The sequence below is a fragment of the Micromonospora halotolerans genome, from assembly GCF_032108445.1.
GTDB classification, from domain to species: Bacteria; Actinomycetota; Actinomycetes; order Mycobacteriales; family Micromonosporaceae; genus Micromonospora; species Micromonospora halotolerans.
The window spans coordinates 6,758,493-6,782,391 of record NZ_CP134876.1 but is presented as its reverse complement, the minus strand read 5'-3'; the positions used below and the strand labels follow the sequence as shown (position 1 = coordinate 6,782,391).

Sequence of the window (23,899 nt, the reverse complement as noted above, 5' to 3'; positions counted from 1 at the left end):
TGACGGCGAAGGCCGCCGACCCCGTGCGGGTCGGCGGCCTTCCTGTCGGTACGGGGCGTCAGCCCACCAGGGAGCGGACCGGGATCTGTGCGTCCCGGAGGGCGCCCACCAGGTCACGCAGGAACGGGTGCTCGTCGGCCTGCAGGCCGGCCGGATTCGGGATCACCAGGTACGCCGATCCGTCCGCCGCGGAGACCCGGGCGGTGTCGGTGTACCGGGCGACGACCGCCTCGGCGCGACCGCGGTCACCCGCCGCCACCTCGACGGTGATCGGGCGCCACTCGCCGCCCAGGTTGTCCGCGACCGGCTGGGCCGCCGCGGCCGCCCGGGCGGGCTCGACACCGGTCGTACGCCGCGGGGTGGCGCGGTCCGCCGCCGCACCCGACGGATAGAGCAGGGCGTTGGCCACCAGGTGCAACCCGTTCTCGTTGTACGCCCGGAAGAGCGGGTTGAACGCGAACAGCACCGCCCGACCGCCGCCGGTGGGCTCGTCCACCAGGGCGACCGTGCCCTTCAACACGTCGCTGCGCATGGTGTAGCCGTTCGCCCAGAAGGTGTCGTCGGACGGGTAGCTGAGGACGTTGGTGCCGGTGCTGCTCGGGTTCAGAATCGAGTCGCTGTTGTTGAACTCGAAGTCCTCGGCCGGGCGTCCCAGCGCGACCGGGCTGCTGCCGTCGACGTCGACCCGCAGGTGCGACCCGATCATCCGGTAGTCCGCCGGCTTCGTCTTCTCGGTGGTGGAGGTGAGGCCGGCGGCCCGGGCCATCCGGGTGCCCTCGTTGCGCAGGCCGACGTAGGTGTGGCCCTGGGCGATCCAGTTCCGCAGGTTGGCCTGCCCGGCGGCGGTGAGCCCGCCGGTCGCGCTGCTGCCGTCCGGCACGAGCAGCACGGTGCGCCCGGTGAACGCCGGGGTGTTGTCGTTGATGTCGGCGGTGGTCACCGGCGTGAGTTCGAGCCCCCACCGCCTGCCGAGCACGTAGCGGGCCTCGCCGTGCGAGCCGGAGGTGGTCGAGATGCCGGTACCCTCGAACAGCCCGACGTCCGGCAGGTCCACCGGGCTCCCGCTGGCCGCCGCGCGGCTCGGGCGCAGCGTCACCCCGAGCGACCGGGCCAGTTGGTCGATCTCCCGGGTCAGGCTCTTCGCGGGGAAGCCGACCGCGCTGGTGTCGAGGTCACGGACGAGCGGCACGCCCCGGCCGAGCAGCTGGAAGGTGAGTTCGGCCGCCGCCGCCGAGTCCAGCGGGTACGCGTACGACCCCTTCGCCTCGGCCGCCGCGGACGTGCCGCCGGTGATCTGCCGGACCGGCCGGGCCTGCGGCCGGACGTCGTCGCCGGTGTAGATGGCGTTCACGCCCATGAGCAGCGGGTTGCTCCAGGAGGACACGTCGTAGAAGTAGGGGAACGGGACGTACGGGTCCTCGCCCATGATCGCCTGGATCCAGTGCTTCTGCGGCTGGTCCATCGGGATCCAGTACGCGCCGACCGGCACCGTGACGTCGGTCGCGGTGCGCCCGCCGAAGACCCGGGCGGTGGGCACCGTCGTCGGCCTGGTCACCTCGTAGACCTCGACGTCCATCCGGCGCAGCCGCTCGACCAGCTGGCGCACGTCGCCGAGCTGCCGGTCCGGGAGCAGGAAGTACGAGCGGATCCTGATGTCCGGCACCGGGAACTGGACGCTGTTGGTCGGCTGGACCACCTCGTTCGGCTCCAGCGTCCCGGCCCTGCCCTCGGCGAGCGCGTCCGTCCAGATCTTGTAGTAGCTGGTCAGCACCTCGTGCTTGTTCGCGGCGGCCCACCCGAGGGTGGACCACTGGGTGTGGAACTGCTGCTGGACCCGGTCGGCCACCGCCGACGCGCTGCCCTTCTCGAAGGTCATGCCGGCGGCGCCGAAGCCGGCGGCCGGGACGGTGTCGCCGTAGCCCATGAAGAACAGGTCGTACGTCGCGTAGTTGAAGTAGCACTCGGTGGTGACGGCGCCGCCGCAGGCGCCGTTGAAGCCGAAGCCGGCCTTGTTGGCCTCGCCGATCCGGTTGATCCAGTCGACGTTCTCGCTGGCGATCTCGTGGTGGATCGGGTCCGCGTTGGGCGGGAAGAAGTACTGCCGGCCGCCCATCTCGTGCGCGTCGACGAAGACCTGCGGCGGGTACTGCCGCAGGAGTTCGATCTTCCCGTCGGTCTCCTGCTGGGTGCGGGCGAACCAGTCCCGGTTCATGTCGAAGCCGTACTCGTTCTGCCGGCGGCTGGCGTCGCGGCCGTCGGGGTTCTGGGTCGGCACGATGACGGTCACCAGGTTGTCGTTGCGCTCCGCGACCGCGCAGGACAGCCCGGAGGCCAGCTCGTACAGGGTCTTGAGCGCGGCGTCCGTTCCGCTCTTCTCCCCGCCGTGCACGTTCCCGGCCACCCAGACGATGGCCGGGCGGTCGGACGCGGTCTCGGCGGCCTTCTTCGCCCTGGTCCGCCGCGGGTCCCGCAGGTCGCGGATGTCGTCGGCGATCTGCTTCAGCGCACCCGGCCGGACGTGCCGCTCGTTGGAGACGATGGCGTACGGCAGCGGTTGGCCGAGCACGCTCGTCGCCATGACGCCGGTGACCACGCGGTCGGAGGCGGAGTCGACGGCCTTCAGGTAGCCACGGACCTCGTCGTTGGTGACGACCCGCTCCTGGCCAGTGCCGAGCGGGAAGCCCAGCGCGGACTCGGGGCTGGGCACGGTGGACAGCCGGGCGGCGGGGTCGTTGCTGCAGCTGGGGGCCGTGGGGGCGGCGCCGGCCGGCGCGCCTCCCAGCAACGGTGTCAGACCGGCCAGCAGGAGCAGCGCGGCGACGCCGGCCGTTCTTCTCGTGTGGACCGTCCCGGGCGGACGCTTCGACAGGCGCATCGGGATGCCTCGTTTCACTCGGTGGGAGATCTAGCGAGATCGATCGGAACGTAGGACCGGCGGTTTCCCGGGTCAAGACCCGGTCCGTGCGGTCAGTGGGCGCGGTGCCCGCCCTCGCCGCCCGTGGTGGGCAGGCTGCCGAGCACGTGGTTGATGAGGTGGATCCGCGCGTTGGCGACCTGGTAGTCGGCGCACACGGTGTCGGCCTGGCCGGCCAGGCGGGCGGTCCCTCCGCCCCCGGTGACCGTCACCGTGGTGCGGGCGAGCGTGGTGACGCTACCGGCGGCCACCAGGTCGGACAGCGACAGCGACCCGGCGACGAGGTGTTCGCGGAGCAGGCCGCGGAGCTTGTCCCGGTCGGCCAGGAGCAGGTGGTCCAGGTCGTCCTCGGAGAACTTGGCCGCGAACGCGTCGTCGGTCGGGGCCAGGATGGTCACCCCGGAGCCGTCGTGCAGGTCGGCGGACATGCCGGCCGCCCGCACCGCCGCCTCGAACGTGGTGAGGACGGGCAGCCACCGCAGAGCCGCGTCGGCCGGCTGACCGGTCAGCGCCGCCGGGTTGCCCGGGTCGCTGCCGGAGGGCAGCAGGTCGCACAGCGGGCCGCTCACGGCGGGCGCTCCCTTCGGTGCGGCGCCGCCGGTCGCGGCCGGCGCAGCGGTGCCGGCGCCGGAGCAGCCCGTGCCGGTGAGCACCAGGGACAGCGCGACCGCGGCGAGCGCACCGGCCCGTGGCCGGCGGGCCGGCCGCCGGAGCCGGGGGAGAGATCGGGATCGCGGGGGGATGACGGGCCGGTCCACGGCGTTCTCCCGTCGGTCGGGTCGTACCGGCAGGCCCGGAGGCCGGACCTGCCGGTACGACGATCAGCGGGTCAGAGGCTCGCGCACTGGCCGGACTTCGGCCCCCGCGTCGAGTTGCCCAGCTCCAGGTCGACCGGGGCCGGGCTGTTGCCGTCGCAGCGCAGCGGGCCGGTGACCGTGTTGGCGGCCAGCAGCGGCGCGTCGCCCCGGTTGCCGGACACGTCGACCGGACCCTCGACCGTGGCGTCGACGACCACCACGGCTCCGGTGCCCTGCGCGATCCGGACCGGGCCGGTGACCGTGCTGTCGGTCAGGAACACGCCGGCCGCGCCGGTGGCGTCCACCGGGCCGGTGATCGACGAGCCGGTGGCGACCAGCGTGGCGCCGGGCCGGACCCGGACCGGGCCGGTCACCGTGGCGTCCCGCAGGCAGGTGAAGCCGGAGACCACCAGCGGGCCGTCGTGCCGGCCGGTCACCGTCGGGTACACCCGCTCGGCGGCGACCAGCTTCTCCACGGCCTGCCCGTCGAGCAGCAGCGGGATCAGTCCCCGCTCGGGCTGGGCCAGCGGCACCACGTACCCGTCGGCGGCCTTGACCACCTTCCAGCCGTGCGCGGCGAGCCGCTGCGCCACGGTGGTCCGCTGGCCGGCCGGGCCGTCGGTGCGCTCCCCGTGGTACTGCTCCTCGGTGAGCCGGTAGGCGCACGGCGCCTCGGTGAGGATCTGGTCCTCGCGCGGGGCGTCCAGCGGCGGCGGTGCCTCGCCCGGGTGCGGCGCCGGGTGCGCGGGGATCGGCCGGGAGCCGCGGAAGACGATCCGGCCGGTGTTCGACACCTGGAAGGTGATCCCGTCGGTCCGCGCCGAGGTGATCTCCTTGAGGTTGGCCCGGTGGTAGTCGAGGAACTGCTGGAACGTCCAGAGCGCCGAGTACGCCTTGCGCCGCCGGTTGTTCGCCGTGTTGCCCTCGTCCGGCCGGGTGGCGCCGCCGGCGCTGCGCAGCTCCAGCAGGGAGTTCACCACGTTCTTGAGCCCCAGCGTGTTGCGCAGGATGGTCTCCTCGCTGAGCCCCACGTTCCCGCCGCCGTTGCACCCGTACGGGCAGGGCCACCAGCCGTCCTTCGCGCCCTGCGTGTACATGTGACCCTCGATCATGTGCTGCGACTCGTCGAAGATCGGCTGGGCGACGTTCTGGTGCCGAGGCGGCAGCATCGGCAGGTCGCCGGCGCTGGAGTTGCCGAACTCGTGCCCGTCGTAGCCGGCCACCGGGCGGTAGTCGCGCAGCATGCGCACCAGCGCGAAGGTCTCCGGCTGGCGGATCAGCGAGTAGTCCCGGTTGAGGTCCTGGCCGGTGGAGTTGCCCCGGGTGTTGGCCGCCCGGCCGTCCCCGTTGATCGTGGGCACGATCAGCACGGTCGTGTGCGACAGCAGGTCCAGCGTGCGGGGGTCGTCGCTGAAGGCGAGCTGGCGCGCCAGGATCAAGCACGCTTCCCGGTCATTGGGCTCGTTGCCGTGCACGTTGCAGTTGACCATCAGCGGTGAGGTCGCCGCCACCGCCGCCGGGGTGGCCGGCGGGGCCGGGTAGCCGATGACGAACATGTTGATCGGGCGACCCAGCGCGGTCCGGCCGATCTCGGTCACCCGGACCCGGTCGCTCAGCTCGTCGACCGCCGCGGTGTACGCGTACTCGTTGACGTCGCTGGTGTACTGCGCCGCGAGGGTGGTCTCCCACTGGGTCCGCAGGTTCTGGCCCGGCACGGCGGGGTCACCCCACGGGGGCCTGGTGGTGCCGGTGACCGGCGCCGAGTACGGCTGGGCGGTGGCGTCGAGGCGGGCGCGGACCCGCCACTGAACCCGGGCGCCCGGGTTGAAGCCCGCGTCGGCGAAGGTGGGGGAGGAGTTGTTGATCTGGCGGTTCGGCCGCCAGACGCCAGTGATCACCGCGGGTCCGGTCGCCGTGTCGTCGGCGGCGACCGGGGTGCGCTCGATCTGGTAGTCGGTGGCGCCGTCGACCGGTGTCCAGGCCAGGGTGGCGTAGCCGTCGCCCTGCACGACCGTCAGGCCCTGGACCTGGTTCGGTTCGGCCGGTTCGGCCTGTGCGGGCACGGGCCCGGCGAACGCCGCGAGGCTGGCGGCGAGCAGGGCGGAGAGGAGGGCCGTCGTCCGTCTGTCTCTCATGGAGGCTCCCGAACAGGTGGGATGACTCGGTCCGGACAGCACACGCTTCTCCGCCCGTCCTTGGTCGACAACGGCCGATTTCTTGAGGTGGATCTGAGGATCGGCGGCTCAGGCCGCCCGGAGCCGGTAGCCCACCCCGCGCACGGTCTCCACCAGGCCGGCGTCGTCGAGCTTGCCCCGCAGGGCGGCGACGTGGACGTCGAGGGTGTGGCCGGCGCCCCAGGTGGTCTGCCAGACGTCCATGAGCAGCCGCTCCCGGGGCACCACCGTCCCCGCCTGCCGGGCCAGCGCCATGAGCAGCGCGAACTCCTTGCGGGTCAGGACCACCTCCCGGCCGGCGAGCCAGACCCGCCGCGCGTTCAGGTCCAGGCGCAGGTCGCCGACCTCCAGCGCCGCCTCGGCCCGGGAGGCGCGGGACGCGCGGCGCATCACCGCCTCGATCCGGGCCTGCAGCTCCGCCATGGAGAACGGCTTCACCACGTAGTCGTCGGCGCCGGCCCGCAGCCCCGCCACCCGGTCCCGCTCGTCGCCGCGGGCGGTCACCGCGATGATCGCGATGTCCTCGTTGTGCCGGCGGATCTCCCGGCACAGCGACAGGCCGTCCCGGTCCGGCAGGTTGAGGTCGAGCAGCAGGAGGTCGACCGGCCCGGCCTCGGCCGCCTCCGACGCGGTCGTGGCCGTGATGACGTAGTTGCCCCGGCGGCGCAGCGCGGCGGCGAGCGCGGACGCGACTCGCAGGTCGTCCTCCACCAGAAGCACCCGCACCGCGTCTCCTCGAACCTCGTGCGACAGGTTCACGCGAGTCTGTCCGATCCGCACCCGCCGCGACCAGCCCGGACGAACGATCACGACCAGACGATCATGCGGGTCGAGCCGTCGGGCCGACCCCGAGGTGCAGCGGGAGGACCAGCGCGGAGGAAACCGCCAGGTCCCGGTCGAGCACCTCGTCGCGGGGGACGAAGACCATGGCGCGTCCCTCGCCGAGCACCACGTCCTCCTGACGGGCGTCGGTCGCGCCGCGGAAGACGTGGACGTTGACCGTGTGCGGGAAGCCCTCCTCGTCCGGGCGCGGACCGCTCCAGAAGGGATGCAGCTCGCCCGCGGTCAGGCCGGTCTCCTCCAGCAGTTCCCGGCGGGCGGCCTGCTCCGGCGTCTCGCCCGGCTCGATGTGCCCGCCGGGCAGACCCCACTGGTTCGGGGAGACGGGCGCGTGCTCGTCGCGATGCTGCAGGAGAACGGCGCCAGAGGGGTCGACGAGCAGGACGAGCGCGATGTCATAGCTGGCCATCGCGGAATCATTCCACGGCGGCACCCCCGGCGCTGGCCGTCGGCGCGCGGCTTCCGCCCAGCCGGAGCCGGCCGGCCCACTAGCATGATTGCGTGCCGGAGGACTTCATCGCTGACGACCAGCTGGCCGCGTTCCTGCGGACCGCGAGGGCCCAGCCCGCCGTCGGCGAACCGGACGTGACGACCTCGCGTGAGGCGTCCCGCGCCCGGGCCGCGGCGCGTACGCCGGGACCGGACGTCCCGACCGTCGACACGACGATGGCCGGTGTCCCGGTGCGGGTGTACGCGCCGGGCGCGGACCCGGCGGTCGTCTACCTCCACGGTGGCGGGTTCGTGCTGGGAGACCTCGACACGCACGACGCGCAGGCGCGGCGGCTCGCCGTGGCCACGGCGGCGTCGGTGGTCGCGGTCGACTACCGACGCGCGCCGGAACATCCCTGGCCGGCGGCGGTCGACGACGCGGTGGGGGTGGTCCGGCGGGTGGCCGGCGACGGGACACCGGTGGCGGTGGCCGGGGACTCGGCCGGTGGTCTCATCGCGATCCTGACGGCGCTGCGGCTGCGCGACGAGGTCCCCCTGGTGGCGCAGCTGCTGGTCTGCCCGAACGCCGATCCCACGCTCCGGTGTCCGAGCGTCGAGGACAAGGGGCGCGGCTGGCTGCTCGATGCCGGCACCCTTCGTCGATGGGTCGCCATGTGGCTGCCCGACCCCGACACCCGCGACTCGCCGCTGACCAATCCACTCGTCGCGGACCTGCGAGGTCTGCCGCCGGCCCTCGTCGTGACCGCCGAGCACGATCCCCTGCGCGACGAGGGTGAGGCCTACGTCGCGCGCCTGCGGGCCGCCGGCGTGGCGGTGACGCACCGGCGTGAGCCCGGACTGGTCCACGACTTCCCGACCCTGCGGGACGTGTCACCAGCCGCCGCCGCGGCGGAGGACCGCTTCCTCGGCGACGCGGCGCAGGTGCTGGGCCGACGATCCAACTGATCTTCCGCAGCCGACGCGCGGTCGGGCGTACCACTGGTCACCGGACGCCCAGACGCCTGCCCAGGGAGAAACCGGCGTCGGTGTAGCCGTGCCGACCGTAGAAGCGCACCGCACCGACATTGCGGTGGTGGATGCCGGCGGACAGGTACGTGATCCCTCGGTCGGTCGCCCACCGTTCGGCCGCGTCCAGCAACGCTGCTCCCACCCCGAGCCCTCTCGCATCGGGCAGCACGACCGTGTGCACCTGCGCCGACGGCTCAGGACGCAGGATCTGATGCTCCGGCGGCTCGGACTGCCGCAGCACCTCGATCATCCCGACGACCCGGCCGTCCCGATCCTCGGCGACGAGAATCGCGTCCCGTCCCGCCTCGTCGCCCAGCACGGCCGTGAAGTGGCGCACCACCGCCTCGCGCCGCGGAACGCGGTAGACGTCAGGATCGAGGGCGAGGTGGGCCTCGGCGTTGGCCAGCCGCAATTCCACCAACGAGGGAACATCCGCCAGGCCCGCCAGCCGAACCGTCAGCCCCACCTCGCGCATGATCGCGATCCTAGGGCCGACGCGGCAGCCCTGGGGAGACGTCCATAACGGCCGCCGGCCCGGTGCGGGGGGCCGGCGGCCGTCGTGGTTCGGGTCAGCGCAGGCCGGCGGCGGCCAGCAGGTTGCCTTCCGGCAGGGCGGGCAGGGCACGGCCGGCGGTCATCCGCTGCTCGGTCCGGGCGGCGGTGAACGCGGGATCGCCGGCGATGGCCGCGGCGTACGCGGAGGCCGTGCGGGACGCGATGGCCGACCAGCCGTACTGCTCGTGGACCATGGCGCGGGCGCGCCGGGCGAGCAGTCGCGCCCGGTCCCGGTCGGAGAGCAGCGCGTGCACCGCCTCGGCGAGCCCGTCCGGGTCCTGCGGGGCGAAGGTCAGCCCGGTGACGCCCGGTTCGACGATCTCGGCCAGCCCGCCGGTGCGGGCCACCGCGAGCGGCGCGCCGGCGGCGGCCCCCTCCAGGGCCACCATGCCGAACGGCTCGTAGATGCTCGGCACCGCGAAGCAGTCCGAGGCGGCCATCACGGCGGGCAGGTCGGTGCCACCGAGGAAGCCCGGCATGCTCACCGTGCCGCCGAGCCCGAGCCGGTGCACCTCGTCCTCCAGGGTCGCCCGGTACGGGCCGTCGCCGACGATCACGGCGCGCAGCCCGGGGTGCCGGTCGCGCAGCCGGGGCAGGCCGGCGAGCAGGTGCTGCACGCCCTTCTCGTAGACCAGCCGGCCGGCGAAGGTGACCAGGGGGCCGTCGCCGGCGAACCGGGCGCGGGCGGCGGCGACCGCCGAGCCGGGCACCCGCCAGCGGTGCGGCTCGACCCCGTTGGGCACCACGTCGACCCGGGCGGGCTCCACTCCGAACAGCGCGCCCACCTCGTCGCGCATGTAGCCGGAGCAGACGATCACCCGGCCCGACTCGCTGGCCAGCCAGTGCTCGACGCCGTGGATGGTGCGGTTCATCTCCTCGGGCAGCCAGCCCTGGTGCCGGCCGGCCTCGGTGGCGTGGATGGTGCTGACCAGGGGCACGTCCAGGTGTTCGCGCAGGGTCATGGCGGTGTGCGCGACCAGCCAGTCGTGGGCGTGGATGACGTCGTACGCGCCGGACTCGGCGGCGCGCAGCGCCACCCGGGTGAGGGTGTGGTTGAACGCCATGGTCCAGGCCAGCAGCGATCCGGTGGCGAGCGGGAAGGTGACCGGGTCCTCGGCGGCGCGGACGATCCGCACGCCGTCGGCGTACTCCTCCAGCGGCGCGCCGTCGGCGTGCCGGGTGACGACGGTGACCTCGTGGCCGGCGGCGGCCAGGGCGACGGAGAGCGCGTGCACGTGGCGGCCGAGGCCACCGACGAGCACCGGCGGGTACTCCCACGACAGCATGAGGATGCGCTGCTTCCGGGCCGGCACGCCGGGCTGCGGGGGGAGGGTCGGGCGGGAGGTGAGGGTGGGCCGGTGGGTCCGGTCCGTCGCGGTGGCGGGCTGCGCGCCGACCCGCAGGGTGGTCACATCGATCTCCGTCCATGCATGCTGGTACGCGCCGACGTCGGTGGCGGCGTGGGGAGCGTGGTGGGGCGGCCGAACGGCCGGGTGGACCCGCGCGGGCACGCGCGTCCGCGATCCAGGAAAAGCCATCCGGCGCGAACCCGCATCTCGAAAAGGGCGATCGTGACGGACAACACCCGAAGGTCCAGGCGGCCTCAGGTGGGTGGAAATCGGTTACGGTCCGAACGGGTGGATTGGCGGAGCGTGTGGCGGGGCATAAGCGGCGTGCGCACCGGCGGTCCGCCCGTCCGGTGCGCTCATGATCATGGCCGAAGGAGCGACATGCAGGTCTGGCCGGGCGAGAGCTACCCCCTCGGTGCCACCTACGACGGGATGGGCACCAACTTCGCGATCTTCTCCGAGGTGGCGGAGAAGATCGAGCTCTGCCTGTTCGACGAGTGGGACACCGGCGCCGAGCGCCGCGTCGAGCTGCGCGAGGTCGACGCGTACGTCTGGCACGCCTACCTCCCGGGCGTCGAGCCCGGCCAGCGCTACGGCTACCGGGTGCACGGGCCGTGGGACCCGGCCAACGGCCTGCGGTGCAACCCGCACAAGCTGCTCCTGGACCCGTACGCCAAGGCGGTCGACGGGGAGATCAGCTGGGACCCGGCCGTTTACGACTACGAGGTGGGCGGCGACCCGGACCGGCGCAACGAGACCGACTCGGCGCCGTTCATGCCGAAGTCGGTCGTGGTGAACCCCTACTTCGACTGGGGCAACGACCGGCCGCCGCGCACGCCCTACCACCACTCGGTGATCTACGAGGCGCACGTGCGCGGGCTGACCATGCGCCACCCGGACATCCCCGAGGAGCTGCGCGGCACGTACGCGGCGATCGCCTCACCCGTGATGATCGACTACTTCCAACGGCTCGGGGTGACCGCGGTCGAGCTGATGCCGGTGCACGAGTTCGTGCACGACCACCGCCTGGCCGACCTGGGGCTCCGCAACTACTGGGGCTACAACACCATCGGCTTCTTCGCCCCGCACCACGGCTACTCGGCGCTGGGCCGGCTCGGCCAGCAGGTGCAGGAGTTCCGCGGCATGGTCAAGGCGCTGCACGCGGCCGGCATCGAGGTCATCCTCGACGTGGTCTACAACCACACCGCCGAGGGCAACCACCTCGGGCCGTCGCTGAGCTTCAAGGGCATCGACACCCCGAGCTACTACCGGCTCTCCGAGGACGACCGGCGCTACTTCGTCGACTACACCGGCACCGGCAACAGCCTCAACGTGCGCAGCCCGCACTCGCTCCAGCTGATCATGGATTCGCTGCGCTACTGGGTCACCGAGATGCACGTCGACGGCTTCCGCTTCGACCTGGCGGCCACCCTGGCGCGGGAGTTCTACGAGGTGGACCGCCTCTCCACCTTCTTCGAGGTGGTGCAGCAGGACCCGGTGGTCGGCCGGGTCAAGCTGATCGCCGAGCCGTGGGACGTCGGCCCCGGCGGCTACCAGGTGGGCAACTTCCCGCCGCAGTGGACCGAGTGGAACGGCAAGTACCGGGACACCGTGCGGGACTTCTGGCGCGGCGAGCCCGCCACCCTGGCCGAGTTCGCCTCCCGGATCTCCGGCTCCGCCGACCTCTACCAGGACGACGGGCGCCGCCCCTTCCACAGCATCAACTTCGTCACCTGCCACGACGGGTTCACCCTGAACGACCTGGTCTCCTACAACGACAAGCACAACGAGGCCAACGGGGAGGAGAACCGGGACGGGGAGAGCCACAACCGCTCCTGGAACTGCGGCGTCGAGGGCGACACCGACGACCCCGGCGTGCTCGCCCTGCGCGCCCGCCAGCGGCGCAACTTCCTGGCCACGCTCATCCTGTCCCAGGGTGTGCCGATGCTCGGCCACGGCGACGAGCTGGGCCGCACCCAGCACGGCAACAACAACGCCTACTGCCAGGACAGCGAGCTGGCCTGGGTGGATTGGACGCGGGCCGACGAGGACCTGGTCGCCTTCGTCCAGCGGCTCACCGAGTTCCGCAAGCGGCACCGGGTGTTCCAGCGGCGCCGCTTCTTCACCGGGCTGCCGGTCGGCGGCCGGGCCGCCGGCTCCGCCCTGCCCGACCTGGCCTGGTACACGCCCGACGGCCGGGAGATGACCGGCGAGGACTGGGGCAACGACTTCGGCCGCTCGGTGGCCCTGTTCGTCAACGGCGAGGGCATCCCGGAACGCGGCCAGTACGGCCAGCGCCACCGGGACGACTCGTTCCTGCTGCTGTTCAACGCGCACGACGCACCCCTGGACTTCACCCTGCCGCCGGCCGAGTTCGGGCAGCGGTGGGAACTGGTCATCAGCACCGCGGACCCGGATCCGGAAAAGACACTGACGGTCGAGGCGGGCGGGAGTGTCTGCGTTCCCGACCGCTCGCTGCTGGTCCTGGAGAGGACGACCTGACCATGCCCGACACCCCCCACCCCCACGACACGACGGCGACGACGACGCGGGTGGGGTCGACCTACCGTGTCCAGGTCCGTCCCGGCTTCGACCTCGACGCCACCGCCGGCCTCGCCGGCTACCTGGCCGACCTGGGCGTCACCCACCTCTACAGCGCGCCCCTGCTCACCGCCACCCCCGGCTCCCAGCACGGCTACGACGTGGTCGACCACCGGGCGGTCAACCCGGAACTCGGCGGCGAGGGCGGCCGCCAGCGCCTCGTCCGGGCGCTGCGCGCGGCCGGGCTCGGCCTGGTCGTGGACATCGTGCCCAACCACGCCGGGGTGGCCCGGCCGGCCGCCAACCCGGCCTGGTGGGACGTGCTGCGCCGGAGCCGGGCCTCGGCGTACGCGGACTGGTTCGACATCGACTGGGACCGGGGCCGGCTGCTGCTGCCGGTGCTCGCCGACACCCCCGACGCCCTGGACGACCTCAAGGTCGTCGAGGGGGAGCTGCGCTACCACGAGCACCGCTTCCCGATCGCCGACGGCACCGGCGACGGGACGCCCCGCGAGGTGCACGACCGGCAGCACTACGAGCTGGTCGACTGGCGGCGCGGCGACAGCGAGCTGACGTACCGCCGGTTCTTCGCCGTGTCCGACCTGGCCGGACTGCGGGTGGAGGACCCGGAGGTCTTCCGCGCCACCCACGCCGAGATCCTGCGCTGGGCCACCGCCGGCGACCTCGACGGCATCCGGGTCGACCACCCGGACGGCCTGCGCGACCCCGCCGGCTACCTGGCCCGGCTGCGCGCCGCCGCGCCCGGTGCCTGGCTGGTCGTGGAGAAGATCCTGGAGTACGGCGAGGAGCTGCCGGACTGGCCCGTCGACGGCACCACCGGCTACGACTCCCTGGCCGCGGCGGGCGGGCTCTTCGTCGACCCCGACGCCGAGGCGGACTTCACGGCGCTCGACGGGCGGCTCACCGGCCGGCACACCTCGTGGCAGGACCTCACCCACGACACCAAGCTGGCGGCCGCCACCCGGCTGCTCGCCGCCGAGCTGAGCCGGCTCGCCGCGCTCGTCCCGGAGCTGCCCCGCGAGCAGGTCCGGTCGGCCCTCGCCGAGCTGGCCGCCGCCTTCCCGGTCTACCGCGGCTACCCGCCGGAGGGCGCCCGGCACCTCGCCGCCGCCCGCGCCGAGGCCGGCCGCCGCCGCCCCGACCTGACCGGCGTGCTGGACGCGGTCACCGCCCGGCTCCGCGACCCCGACCACGAGCTGGCCGCCCGCTTCCCGCAGTTCTCCGGCGCGGTCATGGCCAAGGGTGTGGAGGACACCGCCTACTACCGGTGGAGCCGGTTCGTCGCGCTCAACGAAGTGGGCGGCAGCCCCGCCCACTTCGGCGTGCCGCCCGCCGAGTTCCACCGCGCCGCCGCCGCCCGGCAGGTGCGCTGGCCGGCCGGCATGACCACCCTCTCCACCCACGACACCAAACGGGGCGAGGACGTCCGGGCCCGGCTCGCCGTCCTGTCCGAGCTGCCCGGCCGCTGGGCCGAGCGGGTGGCCGACTGGATGTCCCGCGCGCCGCTGGCCGATCCCGCCTTCGCCCACCTGCTCTGGCAGACCGCCGTCGGCGCCTGGCCCATCGAGCGCGAGCGCCTGCACGGGTACGCGGAGAAGGCCGCCCGGGAGGCGTCCGTGTCGACCAGCTGGGCCGACCCCGACCCGGCGTTCGAGCACGATCTGCACGCCCTCGTCGACCGCATGTACGACGACCCGGAGCTGCACGCCCAGCTCACCGCGTTCGCCGACGAGATCGCCCCGGCCGGCTGGTCGAACTCGCTCGGGCAGAAGCTCGTCCAGCTCGCCATGCCCGGGGTGCCGGACACCTACCAGGGCACCGAGCTGTGGGAGAACTCCCTGGTCGACCCGGACAACCGCCGCCCGGTCGACTTCGCCGTACGCCGGGAGCTGCTGGCCCGGCTCGACGCCGGCTGGCGGCCCGCGGTGGCCGCCGACGGCGCGGCCAAGCTGCTCGTGGTCTCGCGGACCCTGCGGCTGCGCCGGGACCGCCCGGAGCTGTTCACCGGCTACCGGCCGGTGCCGGCGCACGGGCCGGCCGGCGCGCACGCGGTGGCCTTCGACCGGGGCGGCGCCATCGCCGTGGCCACCCGCCTGCCGCTGCGGCTGGCCCGCGCCGGCGGTTGGCGCGACACGACGCTGGCGATTTCCGGCAACAGTGTTACCGACGTGTTCACCGGTCGGGTCTACAGTGGGTCTGAGCTGCTGATGCACGATCTGCTGAGCAGCTATCCCGTCGCCCTCCTCGTTCCCACCGTTTCCGTGGAGGCAGCCGCATGACCGAGTTCACGGTGTGGGCGCCCGAAGCCGCCCGGGTGCGGCTGCGCCTGCCCGGCGTCGCCGACCACGACATGCGCCCCGGGCCGGGCGGCTGGTGGCGGGTCGAGGTGCCCGGCGCCGGGCCGGGCACCGACTACGCGTTCCTGCTCGACGACGACGAGCAGGTCCTGCCCGACCCCCGGTCGGCCTGGCAGCCGCAGGGCGTGCACGGGCCGAGCCGCCGCTACGACCATGCCGCGTACCGCTGGACCGACCAGGACTGGACCGGGCGGCAGCTGCCCGGCAGCGTCCTCTACGAGCTGCACATCGGCACCTTCACCCCGGAGGGCACCTTCGACGCGGCGATCGGCCGCCTCGACCACCTGGTCGACCTCGGCGTCGACCTGGTCGAGCTGCTCCCGGTCAACGCCTTCAACGGCGAGCACAACTGGGGCTACGACGGGGTCTGCTGGTACGCGCCGCACGAGCCGTACGGCGGGCCGGACGGGCTCAAGCGTTTCGTCGACGCGGCGCACGCCAAGGGGCTGGGGGTGATCCTCGACGTCGTCTACAACCATTTCGGGCCCTCCGGGGCCTACGCGCCGCGCTTCGCGCCGTACCTCACCGAGCAGAGCAACACCTGGGGCCGCACGGTCAACCTGGACGGGCCGCACTCCGACGGGGTACGCCGCTACATCGTCGACAGCGTGCTCATGTGGCTGCGCGACTACCACGTGGACGGGCTTCGGCTGGACGCCGTGCACGCCATGCCCGACTCCCGGGCCACCCACGTCCTGGAGGAGGTGGCCGCCGAGGTGGAGGCGCTCTCCACCCACCTGGGCCGGCCGCTGTCGCTGATCGCCGAGAGCGACCTGAACGACCCGAAGCTGATCACCCCTCGGGAGGCCGGCGGGTACGGGCTGCACGCCCAGTGGAACGACGACGCCCACCACGCGCTGCACACCCTGCTCACCGGGGAACGGCAGGGCTACTACGGTGACTTCGGCTCCCTCGAATGCCTGACCGACGTGCTGACCGGCGCGTTCTTCCACGCCGGCACCTGGTCGAGCTTCCGCAACCGCAGCCACGGCCGGCCCGTCGACCGGCAGCGCACGCCGGGGCACCGGTTCGTGGCGTACCTGCAGAACCACGACCAGATCGGCAACCGGGCCACCGGGGACCGGATCTCCCAGACGCTCTCCGCCGGGCTGCTGCGCGTCGGCGCCACCCTGCTGATGACCGCGCCCTTCACCCCGATGCTGTTCATGGGGGAGGAGTGGGCGGCCAGCACGCCGTGGCAGTTCTTCACCAGTCACCCCGAGCCCGAGCTGGCCACCGCGGTCGCGACCGGGCGCCGGCGGGAGTTCGCCGCGCACGGCTGGCCGCCGGGGGACGTGCCCGACCCGCAGGACCCGCAGACCTTCGTCCGCTCCCGGCTCGACTGGGCCGAGCTGGACAAGCCCGAACACCGGGAGATGTACGACTTCTACCGGCGGCTCATCGCCCTGCGCAAGCAGCGTCCCGACCTGTCCGACCCCCGGCTCGGCCAGGTCGACGTCCGCCACGGCGACCAGTTCCTGCTGATGCGGCGGGGCGGCTGCCTCGTGGTGGCGAACCTGGCCGGCAAGGCGCAGCGCATCAACCTGCCCGGCGTGGTGCGCCGCGTGCTGCTCGCCACGTCCGAGGGGGTCACCGTGATGCGCGACGGCATCGAGCTGCCCCCGGAGTCCGCCGCGATCGTGGCGCTCTGAGCAGCCCGGAAGCCCGGCCAGTGCCGGCAAGGATCACGAAGCGCGGATCGGTGGCCGTCGCCATGATCGCCACGGGCGGGCTTCTCCCGCGCTCTCTCCGGCGAACGCCGGCCCCGGGGCCCGGGCTGCGGGACGCGCCGGCCGCCGCTAGCGTGCCCGTTGTGGACGAAGCCGAGTCGCCGGCGGGGCTCGCCGGCATCGCGCACCAGGCGGGTGACAGCACCGTCCGGTTGCGCCCGGTCGCCGAGCCGGACCTGGCCATGTTCCGCCGGTTCCTCACCGAGCCGGGCCTGATCGGGCTGGACTGGGCCGGCTTCCGGGACCCGGGCGTGCCCGCCCGCCGGTACGCCGAGGACAGCTTCCTGGGCGAGGGGGACGGCCGGCTCATCGTCCAGGTCGAGCCCGAGGCGGCTGCCGCCGGCCTGGTGAGCTACCGGTCGGGGATCTACGGCGGACGCGCGCCGTACTGGGAGATCGGCATCGCCCTGCTGCCCGAGTGGCGCGGCCGGGGCATCGGCTGGCGGGCCCAGGCACTGCTCTGCGACTACCTGTTCGCGCACACCCCGGCGCAGCGGATCCAGGCCGGCACCCACGCGGAGAACCCCGCCGAGCAGCGGTCGCTGGAGAAGGCCGGCTTCCAGTTGGAAGGGGTCATCCGCGCCTGCGAGTTCCGGGCCGGCGCCTGGCGTGACGGCTGGCTCTACAGCCGGCTGCGCGACGACCCGTCCCCGCTCTGATCCGGAGCGGTCAGGGGATCGGCCACTCGTGGACCGGCCGGTTGCTGTGCATGAGGTCGACGTAGTGGCGGACCACCTCGCGCAGCGCCTCCGGCCGGTCCAGGTGGTCGGCGGACTCCAGCCGGTGCAGCGTCTCCACCTGCCAGGTCGCGCCGTTGCGGCCGGTCAGGCAGCGCTGCTCGACGATGCCGAGCAGCCGGTCCCGCTCCCCGGGGTCGAGGCCCCACCGGTCCAGCCCGTGGTGGGCCAGCGGCAGCAGCCGGCGCAACACCAGCTCGGTCACCGGCAGGTAGCCCAGGCCCGGCCAGAACACCTGGGCGTCGATGCCGTGCCGGGCGCAGTTGGTGAAGTTCTCCTCGGCCGCGCTGAACGACATCTGCGACCAGAGTGGCCGGTCGGACTCGGCGAGGGCGCGGACCAGGCCGAAGTAGAAGGCGCCGTTGGCGACGGTGTCCAGCACGGTCGGCCCGGCGGGCAGCACCCGGTTCTCGACCCGCAGGTGCGGGCGGCCCTTCAGCACGTCGTAGACCGGGCGGTTCCACCGGTAGATCGTGCCGTTGTGCAGCCGCAGCTCGGCGAGCTTCGGCACGCCGCCGGCGGCCAGGGTCTCCGCCGGGTCCTCGGGGTCGCAGACCGGCAGCAACGCCGGGAAGTAGCGCACGTTCTCCTCGAAGAGGTCGAACACGCTGGTGATCCAGCGTTCCCCGAACCACACCCGGGGGCGTACGCCCTGGGCCTTGATCTCCTCGGCGCGGGTGTCGGTGGCCTGCTGGAACAGCGGCACCCGGGTCTCCCGCCACAGTTCCCGGCCGAACAGCAGCGGCGAGTTCGCGCCCAGCGCGACCTGGACGCCGGCGATCGCCTGCGCGGCGTTCCAGTAGTCGGCGAACTGGGCCGGGCTGACCTGGAGGTGGAACTGGGTGCTGGTGCAGGCGGCCTCGGGGGTGATGGTATCCGCGGTGGTGGCCAGCCGCTCCACCCCGCTGATCGAGATCCGCAGGTCCTCGCCCCGGGCGGCGAAGATCTGCTCGTTGAGCAGCGCGTACCGCGGGTTGGCCGAGAGGGTCTCGGCGGTCAGGTGCTCCGGGCGCAGGGTCGGCAGGATGCCGATCATCACCATGTGCGCGCCGACCGCGCGGGCCTTCTCCTCGGCGGCGTTGAGGCTGGCGCGGACGTGCTCCTCGAACTGGGCCGTGCCGGTGCCGGTCAACCGGCGCGGCGCGACGTTGATCTCCACGTTGAACTGGCCCAGCTCCGTCTGGAAGCTGGGATCGGCGATCGCCTCCAGCACGTCGGCGTTGCGCATGGCCGGCTGGGATTCTTCGTCGACCAGGTTGAGCTCGATCTCCAACCCGGTCATGGGCCGCTCCACGTCGAAGCGGGACTCCCGCAGCATCTCGGCGAACACGTCCAGGCAACGCCGCACCTTGTCGCGGTAGCGGGCCCGGTCCTCCCGGCTGAAGGTGCGCACGCCGACGTCCTCGCCCATGGTCACCACCCTGTCACCGTTGGTCCCCCTAACCTCGCACGCCACCGTGGCGCGGGGAAGGGCCGGGGGATCCCTTACTACCCAGCTGTCCGGCCGGTGATCCCTGTCGCGTCGCACAGTGTCGCGGCCGGTCCGACCGGCCCGGGTGGCTAGCATGGCCGGATGCGCGAGATCACCACCCGGCTGTTCGTGGCGGCGGCCATCGCCGAGGCCTGCTCGTGGGCCGCCCTGCTGGCCGGGATGGCCGTCAAGTACGGGCCGCCGCGCAACGAGACCGGCGTGCACGTGTTCGGCCCGATCCACGGGGCGCTCTTCGTGGCGTACGGGCTGCTCGTGCTGGTCGTGGCCCGGCAGCGGCGCTGGTCGCTGTGGCACACCGCCGTCGCGCTGGCCTGTGCGGTGCCGCCGTTCGCCACCGTGCTCTTCGAGCGCTGGGCCCGGCGCCGCGGTCTCCTCGCCGCGCCGGTCGCCGCCGAGTGCCCGCTCACCCCGGTCGGCTGACCGCCGCGGGTCCCCCCGCCAGGAAGTCGCCGAGCAGGGCGGCCAGCTCCGCCGGGGCCTCCTCGGCCATGTGGTGGCCGGAGGGGATCGACGCCGCGCGCACGTCGTCGGCCCAGTCGCGCCAGATCGCCGCCGGGTCGCCGTACAGGTCGACCATGTCGTCCCGCTCGGACCAGGCGAAGAGGACCGGGCAGCCGATCCGCCGGCCGGCGGCCCGGTCGGCGTCGTCCGCCGCCCGGTCCGGGCCGAGTCCCGCCCGGTAGTCCTCGCACATCGCGTGCACCGTGGCCGGGTCGTGGATGGCCCGGCGGTAGTCGGCGTACGCCTCCGCGCCCATCACCTCCGGCGAGCCGCCGTACCAGGCGTCCGGGTCGGCGTTGATCACGCGCTCGGCCGGCTTCGCGAGCTGGCCCAGGAAGAACCAGTGCCACCAGCGGGCCGCGAACCGGGCGTCGCAGCGCGCGAGTGCCTCGCCGATCGGCACGCCGTCCAGCACGCCGAGCCGGGTCACCCGGTCCGGGTGGTCCAGGGCGGTCCGCATGGCCACGTAACAGCCCCGGTCGTGGCCGACGACCGCCGCCCGGGGGTGGCCGAGCGCGTCGAGCAGCGCCACCACGTCCCCGGCCATCGCCCGCTTCGAGTAGGCCGTGTGCGCCGGGTCGCTGGGCGGCTTCGACGAGCCGCCGTACCCGCGCAGGTCCGGGCAGATCACGGTGTGCCGGGTCGCGAGCAGCGGCGCGACCCGGTGCCAGGTGGCGTGGGTGCGTGGGTGCCCGTGCAGCAGCACCACCGGCGGCCCCGAGCCGCCGTGCCGGACCCGCAGGCGCACCGGGCCCACGTCGATGTGCTCGAGGGTGAATCCGGGGAACATGGCCGAGCCGGTGCCCCGGCGGGCGGGGGCGGAAACCTCAGCCGAGCGCCGAGCAGGCGGCGACGCCCGCCAGCAGCAGCACGCCGAGCACCGCCTGGAGCAGCAGCGCCGGCCCCAGGTGCGACCAGAGCGTCGCCGTACGCGGGGTCAGCAGCTGGCCGGTGGTCAGGTTGACGATCCGCTCGATCCGCGGCGGGAGGTCGGCGTCGCGCTGCGGGCGCAGGGTCAGTTGCACGAGGTCGCCGGGGTGCAGGGCGCTCTGCGGCAGGTGGCCGTGCAGCTCCACCTCGACCAGCCGGTCGGCGGCGTCGCGCACCCGGACCGGGGTGACCAGGAACTCCGGCCCCTTCTTCAGCTCCTTGAAGCTGCGCCGCGCGCCTCCGCCGCCGCTGCTGAACAGCGCCCGCACCACGCGGAGCAGGAGCCCCACCACGCCCGCCGCCGTCAGCACCCCGACCAGCACCGGCTGCCCCACCCGCACCTCGCGGGCGTAGCCCTCCAGGAGACGGACCAACCGGCCGGTGACGATCCGTTCCGTCGGGTGGACGGGGCGGCGGATGTGCAGCTCCGTGTTCATGTTCACCACCGAGAGTCCTGTCGTGTTCACTCATGGTATCGATTCCCCGGGTTGAACGACGTGAATGAACGGCGGTCACGGGCCCGGTCCGGAAGGTGACATCCCGGGTCGTGCGGGTATGCGTGCGGCCGAGCTGGAAAGGGGTCGAGCATGCAGCTGTCCTTCCTGCGCCCGCTCTACGACCGTCCCGGGCCCTGGTGCTCGGTGTACCTGGACGCCTCGCGGGACACCCACGACGCACGTCCGCAGGTCGACCTGCGCTGGCGTGCGCTCAAGGGGGACCTGATCGGGCAGGGCGCCGACCCGGTGACGATCGAGGCCGTCGAGGAGGTGGTCCGCCGGCACCAACCGATGCCCGGCGACTACGGCATCGCGGTCTTCGCCACCCGCGGGCGGGTGGTGCTCACCGAATACCTCTCCGCGCCGCCACTGCGCGACCTGGCCACCTGGTCCGCGCTGCCGCACACCATGCCGCTGGTCGCCCAGCGCGGCGAGCAGATCGCCTGGGTGCGGGTGCTGGCGGACCGTACCGGCGCCGACGCGGTCGCGGTCAGCGCCGGCGGGGTGCCGCGCCGGGCCACGGTGAAGGGCCGCGAGAGCAGGCAGCTGCGCCGGGTGCAGCCGGGCGGCTGGTCGCAGTCCCGCTACCAGCGGGCCGCCATGGAGGCGTGGCACCACAACGCCGGTGACGTCGCCGCGGCCACCGCTGAGCTGGCCGACCGGGTCGGTGCGGACGTCGTGGTGGTGGCCGGGGACGTCCGGGCCACCGGAATGATCGCGGCCCAGCTGCCGGAGCGCTGGCAGGACATGCTGGTGCGCACCGACGCCGGCGCCCGCGACCCCATCGGCGCCGACGACACCCTCATGGACGACATCACCGTGCAGACCATCGCCGAGGCCGCCGACCAGCGGATCGCCACCGCGCTCGAACGCTTCGGGGTGCAGGAAGACGTCGGCGCGGGGCTCGACGCGGTGGTCTCCGCCCTGCAACGCAACCAGGTCGACACCATGCTGATCGTCGACGACGCGTCCGCCAACGGCGAGCTGTGGATCGGTCCGGAGCCCACCGAGATCGCCACCGACCCGGGACAGCTGCGGGACATGTCCGTGGGCGACCCGCAGAAGGTACGCGCCGACGCCGCGCTGCTGCGCGCCCTCGTCGGCACCGACGCCGAGCTCACCGTGCTCGCGCCCGAGGAGGCGCCGGAACTCACCGACGGCGTCGGCGCGGTGCTGCGCTACGTCGACGCGAGCACGCCCGGGCGGGGCAATGGCTGACCGCAGCGTGGCGGACCTCGTCGTCGAGCGGCTGCGCGCCTGGCGGGTGCCCCGGGCGTTCGGCTACCCGGGGGCGGCCATCGCCCCGCTGGTCGCCGCGCTCGACGCCGCGGGCGGGGACCCGGACTTCATCCCCGCCCGGCACGAGGAGACCGCCGCGTTCATGGCCACCGGCCACGCCAAGTTCACCGGCGAGATCGGGGTGTGCCTGGCCACCCAGGGTCCGGCCGCGGTGCACCTGCTCAACGGCCTCTACGACGCCAAGCTGGACAGCAAGCCGGTGGTGGCGATCGTCGGCGAGGACGTCACCGGGCCGCTCGGCGGGGCGCACGAGGAGATCGGGCTGAGCCGGCTCTTCGGCGACGTCTGCAACCAGTTCGTCCGTTACGGCCGCAGCCCCGACCAGGTGCCGGTCCTGCTGGACCAGGCGTTCCGCACGGCGGCGGCGACCCGCAGTCCGACCTGCGTGGTGCTGCCGCACGCGTTGCAGCTCGCCGCGGTTCCCGACCTGCTGCCGCAGACCGCCGGCGTCATGTCGGCGACCCCGGGGGAGCCGCTGGCCCGCGTGCTGCCGCACGACGCCGACCTGGACGCGGCCGCCGCGCTGCTCGGCACCGGTCAGCGGTTGGCGATCCTCGTGGGCCAGGGCGCGCACGGCGCGGCCGACGAGATCGTGGCCCTCGCCGACCGGCTCAGCGCGGGCGTGGCGACCTCGCTGCTGGGCAAGCCGGTGCTGGACGAGCGGCTGCCCTTCCACACCGGGGTGCTCGGTGAGGTCGGCACCACCGCCGCCGCGCAGCTCATGGGCGGCTGCGACACGCTGCTCATGGTCGGCACCAACGACCCGTGGACCGACTGGTTCCCGATGCCGGGCCAGGTCCGCACCATCCAGATCGACATCGACGGCCGGCGGATCGGCACCCGCTACCCGGTGGACGTGCCGCTGGTCGGCGACGCCGCGGAGACCCTGCGCGCGCTGCTGGCCCGGGTGCCGCACCGGCCCAACCCGCAGTGGCGGAGCGTGGTGGAGAGTTCGGTGGACCGGTGGCGGGACGCCGCGGCCGAGCGGGCCGCCGCCCCGGCCGAGCCCATCAACCCGCAGCTCGTGCTGCAGGAACTCTCCGCCCGGCTGCCGCGCGACGGCTCCGTCGCGGTGGACGTCGGTTCGGTCATCTACTGGTACGCCCGGCACCTGCAACTGCCACCGGGCGTCCGGGCCCAGCTCTGCGGCACGCTCGGCTCGATGGGCTGCGCGCTGCCGTACGCGGTCGCGGCCAAGCTCGCCCGGCCCGACGAGCCGGTGATCGCGCTGCTCGGCGACGGCGCCATGCAGCTCAACGGGCTCGCCGAGCTGATCACCGTCGCGCACCACTGGCAGGAGTGGCGGGATCCCCGGCTCGTGGTGCTGGTGCTGAACAACCGCGACCAGTCCGGAATGGGCGGCGGGCGACCACCCGGCGCGTTCGCCGACCGGCGCCCCGACGTGCCGTACGCCGGCTGGGCCCGGCTGCTCGGCCTGCACGGGGTGCGGGTGGACCGCCCCGACCTGATCGGGCCCGCCTGGGACGAGGTGCTCGCCGCGGACCGGCCCAGCGTGCTGGAGGCCGTGGTCGACCCGGCGGTGGCCCTGGACCCGCCCGAGCCGGCCCTGGCCGACCTGCGCGGCCTGTTCGCCGACGGGGACGCCGCTCGGCGGGTGCGGGAGCGGGTGCTGGAGACCGGCACAGCCGTGGAGGCGGAGGACCTGGTCTAGCGGGGACCGGACCACCTTCCGGCCGGCGCTGCCCC

Annotated in this window: 18 protein-coding genes; 8 read left to right on the top strand and 10 right to left on the bottom strand. The window is 73.7% G+C overall.

Going from position 1 to position 23,899, the window contains the following annotated elements:
• Positions 1-58: 58 nt before the first annotated feature.
• From RMN56_RS31825 to RMN56_RS31805, 5 genes are all read right to left on the bottom strand, one after another.
• A complete protein-coding gene (locus tag RMN56_RS31825) occupies positions 59-2,875 on the bottom strand; it encodes a M14 family zinc carboxypeptidase (protein WP_313721565.1) in 2,817 nt (938 codons plus the stop codon).
• Between the two features lie 92 nt (positions 2,876-2,967).
• A complete protein-coding gene (locus RMN56_RS31820; RefSeq protein ID WP_313721563.1) occupies positions 2,968-3,483 on the bottom strand; it encodes a fasciclin domain-containing protein in 516 nt (171 codons plus the stop codon).
• 260 nt (positions 3,484-3,743) lie between these two features.
• On the bottom strand, positions 3,744-5,846 hold the full coding sequence (locus RMN56_RS31815) for a M14 family zinc carboxypeptidase (protein WP_313721562.1): 2,103 nt from the start codon (positions 5,844-5,846) through the stop codon (positions 3,744-3,746).
• Between the two features lie 108 nt (positions 5,847-5,954).
• The gene (locus RMN56_RS31810; RefSeq protein ID WP_313721561.1) at positions 5,955-6,611 is read right to left on the bottom strand and encodes a response regulator transcription factor; all 657 of its coding nucleotides are present in this window, start codon (positions 6,609-6,611) and stop codon (positions 5,955-5,957) included.
• A gap of 94 nt (positions 6,612-6,705) precedes the next feature.
• Positions 6,706-7,134 (bottom strand): NUDIX hydrolase, encoded by a 429-nt coding sequence (locus RMN56_RS31805; protein WP_313721560.1) that lies wholly within the window; start codon positions 7,132-7,134, stop codon positions 6,706-6,708.
• Between the two features lie 92 nt (positions 7,135-7,226).
• Here RMN56_RS31805 and RMN56_RS31800 point away from each other — a divergent pair, with 92 nt between their 5' ends.
• The gene (locus RMN56_RS31800) at positions 7,227-8,120 is read left to right on the top strand and encodes an alpha/beta hydrolase (protein WP_313721559.1); all 894 of its coding nucleotides are present in this window, start codon (positions 7,227-7,229) and stop codon (positions 8,118-8,120) included.
• A 37-nt stretch (positions 8,121-8,157) separates the two neighbouring features.
• Here RMN56_RS31800 and RMN56_RS31795 read toward each other — a convergent pair whose 3' ends face one another.
• Complete coding sequence (locus RMN56_RS31795) at positions 8,158-8,658, bottom strand: GNAT family N-acetyltransferase (protein ID WP_313721557.1); 501 nt, start codon at positions 8,656-8,658, stop codon at positions 8,158-8,160.
• A gap of 94 nt (positions 8,659-8,752) precedes the next feature.
• Positions 8,753-10,150: a glycosyltransferase family 4 protein gene (locus tag RMN56_RS31790; protein WP_313721555.1), complete on the bottom strand. Its 1,398-nt coding sequence runs from the start codon at positions 10,148-10,150 to the stop codon at positions 8,753-8,755.
• Positions 10,151-10,468: 318 nt separating this feature from the next.
• Here RMN56_RS31790 and glgX point away from each other — a divergent pair, with 318 nt between their 5' ends.
• The 4 genes from glgX to RMN56_RS31770 all read left to right on the top strand — a co-directional run bounded on the left by glgX (position 10,469) and on the right by RMN56_RS31770 (position 17,395).
• The gene (glgX, locus tag RMN56_RS31785; protein WP_313721554.1) at positions 10,469-12,589 is read left to right on the top strand and encodes a glycogen debranching protein GlgX; all 2,121 of its coding nucleotides are present in this window, start codon (positions 10,469-10,471) and stop codon (positions 12,587-12,589) included.
• A gap of 2 nt (positions 12,590-12,591) precedes the next feature.
• Positions 12,592-14,928 (top strand): malto-oligosyltrehalose synthase, encoded by a 2,337-nt coding sequence (gene treY, locus RMN56_RS31780; RefSeq protein ID WP_313721553.1) that lies wholly within the window; start codon positions 12,592-12,594, stop codon positions 14,926-14,928.
• Positions 14,925-16,658, top strand: coding sequence for a malto-oligosyltrehalose trehalohydrolase (gene treZ / locus RMN56_RS31775; protein ID WP_313721552.1), 1,734 nt, complete (start codon positions 14,925-14,927; stop codon positions 16,656-16,658). The genes treY and treZ overlap by 4 nt, the downstream gene beginning before the upstream one ends.
• A gap of 161 nt (positions 16,659-16,819) precedes the next feature.
• Positions 16,820-17,395 carry a GNAT family N-acetyltransferase gene (locus RMN56_RS31770; protein ID WP_313721551.1) on the top strand — a complete coding sequence of 192 codons (576 nt, stop codon included), beginning with the start codon at positions 16,820-16,822 and terminating at the stop codon, positions 17,393-17,395.
• A gap of 10 nt (positions 17,396-17,405) precedes the next feature.
• Here the strand turns inward: RMN56_RS31770 and RMN56_RS31765 are convergent, their stop codons facing one another.
• The gene (locus RMN56_RS31765; RefSeq protein ID WP_313721550.1) at positions 17,406-18,884 is read right to left on the bottom strand and encodes a glutamate-cysteine ligase family protein; all 1,479 of its coding nucleotides are present in this window, start codon (positions 18,882-18,884) and stop codon (positions 17,406-17,408) included.
• A gap of 162 nt (positions 18,885-19,046) precedes the next feature.
• On the opposite strand from RMN56_RS31765, the gene RMN56_RS31760 reads away from it, so the two are divergent.
• Positions 19,047-19,385, top strand: coding sequence for a DUF3817 domain-containing protein (locus RMN56_RS31760; protein WP_313721549.1), 339 nt, complete (start codon positions 19,047-19,049; stop codon positions 19,383-19,385).
• Here the strand turns inward: RMN56_RS31760 and RMN56_RS31755 are convergent.
• Positions 19,369-20,256, bottom strand: a complete 888-nt coding sequence (locus RMN56_RS31755; protein ID WP_313721548.1) for an alpha/beta fold hydrolase — start codon at positions 20,254-20,256, stop codon at positions 19,369-19,371. The two genes, RMN56_RS31760 and RMN56_RS31755, sit on opposite strands and share 17 nt — an antisense overlap.
• Before the next feature lie 37 nt (positions 20,257-20,293).
• A complete protein-coding gene (locus RMN56_RS31750) occupies positions 20,294-20,842 on the bottom strand; it encodes a hypothetical protein (protein WP_313724911.1) in 549 nt (182 codons plus the stop codon).
• A gap of 141 nt (positions 20,843-20,983) precedes the next feature.
• On the opposite strand from RMN56_RS31750, the gene RMN56_RS31745 reads away from it, so the two are divergent.
• Together RMN56_RS31745 and RMN56_RS31740 are read left to right on the top strand one after the other, a co-directional pair.
• Complete coding sequence (locus tag RMN56_RS31745) at positions 20,984-22,111, top strand: baeRF2 domain-containing protein (protein ID WP_313721547.1); 1,128 nt, start codon at positions 20,984-20,986, stop codon at positions 22,109-22,111.
• Positions 22,104-23,864, top strand: coding sequence for a thiamine pyrophosphate-binding protein (locus RMN56_RS31740; protein ID WP_313721546.1), 1,761 nt, complete (start codon positions 22,104-22,106; stop codon positions 23,862-23,864). Before RMN56_RS31745 ends, RMN56_RS31740 begins: the two co-directional genes overlap by 8 nt.
• Positions 23,865-23,899: the final 35 nt, after the last annotated feature.